Source organism: Streptomyces sp. CO7 (assembly GCF_053474865.1).
Map to the genome: position 1 here is coordinate 1,032,144 of NZ_JBRIOU010000004.1, position 1,326 is coordinate 1,033,469.

Genomic DNA, 1,326 nt, shown 5'->3' on the forward strand with positions numbered 1-1,326 from the left:
CTCCTGCTCTGCGGCGCCCGCCTGACCGACGGCCGCACGGTGGACGTCCGGCTGGGCGGCGGGCGGATCGAAGCCGTCGGCACGGCGGGCAGTCTGGCCGGCGACCCGGTAGTCCCCGGTCCGGCGCACCCGGCCAACGCCTCCCTCCCCTCGCCCGCCTGCGCCGCCGCGGCGGACGCGGGCGGAGGGGCCGGCACGGGTCCGGGTCCGGGTCCGAGCGCGGCGCCCGCGCGCGTCAACCTGGAGGGCTACCTGCTCCTCCCCGCTCCCGTGGAACCGCACGCGCACGCCGACACGGCGCTCACCGCCGAGTCGGACGGGCCCGCGCCGGGCGATCCGCAGGACGTCCAGCGCCGGGCCACCGAGGCGGTCCTCGCCCAGCTCGGCCACGGCGCCACCGCGATCCGCTCCCACGTCCGCGTCGGCGACGTCCAGGGCCTCGGCGCCCTGGAGGCGGTGCTGCGGGTGCGCGGCGTGGTGCGCGACCTGGTCGACCTCGCGGTCGTCGCGATGCCCCGACTGCTCACGGGTGCCGCCGGGGCCGACGGGCTGGCCCTGCTGCGGGACGCGGTCGGGATGGGCGCGACGGTCGTCGGCGGCTGCCCGGACGGCGATCCGGACCCCACCGGCTACGTGGAGGCGGTGCTGGACCTCGCCTCGGCCCACGGCTGCGCGGTCGACCTGCACACCGACGGCACCGACCCGGCCCGCCTGTGCCGCCTGGCCGCCATGGCGGGCGGGCTGCGCGGCGGGGTGACGCTCGGCCCGCTGGGCGGGCTGGGGCTGCTGCCCACCGACGTGGCCTCACGTTGCGCCGACCAGCTCGCGGCGGCCGGCGTGGGCGTCGTCTGCCTCCCGCAGGGCGGCTGCGCGGGCGCCGACCGCCGTGGCTCCGCCCCCGTGCGGCTGCTGCGCGCCGCCGGTGTGCGGGTCGCCGCGGGAAGCGGGTCGCTGCGCGACCTGTCGAACCCGGTGGGCCGCGGCGATCCGCTGGAGGCCGCCTACCTGCTGGCCTCGCAGGACGCGCTGCCGGTGGAGGACGCCTACGGGACGGTGAGCGCGGCCGCCCGCTCGGTGCTGGGGCTGCCTCCGGTACGGGTCGAGGCGGGGTTCCCCGCCGACCTGATCGCCGTCCGCGGGGACCGGCTGGCCGGGGCGCTGTCGCTGGCTTACAGCCGCCTCGTGATCCACGCCGGGCGGGTGGTCTCCCGGACCAGCGCGGTCCGCGAGTACTGCGACCTCGGCGGCGCGGGCGCGGGACCCGAACTCCCGCGCCAGGCACGGCATCCCTGAGGGGAGCGGGGGCGCCGCCGGGCGGCCACGGGC

The 1,326-nt window shown here is 79.9% G+C and carries 1 protein-coding gene; it reads left to right on the forward strand.

Annotated features, from left to right (window positions below; genetic code table 11):
* Positions 1–1,293: amidohydrolase family protein (locus tag ACOV8S_RS17530; protein ID WP_448318695.1), on the forward strand; the 1,293-nt coding region annotated here is incomplete at its 5' end.
* Between the last annotated feature and the right edge of the window lie 33 nt (positions 1,294–1,326).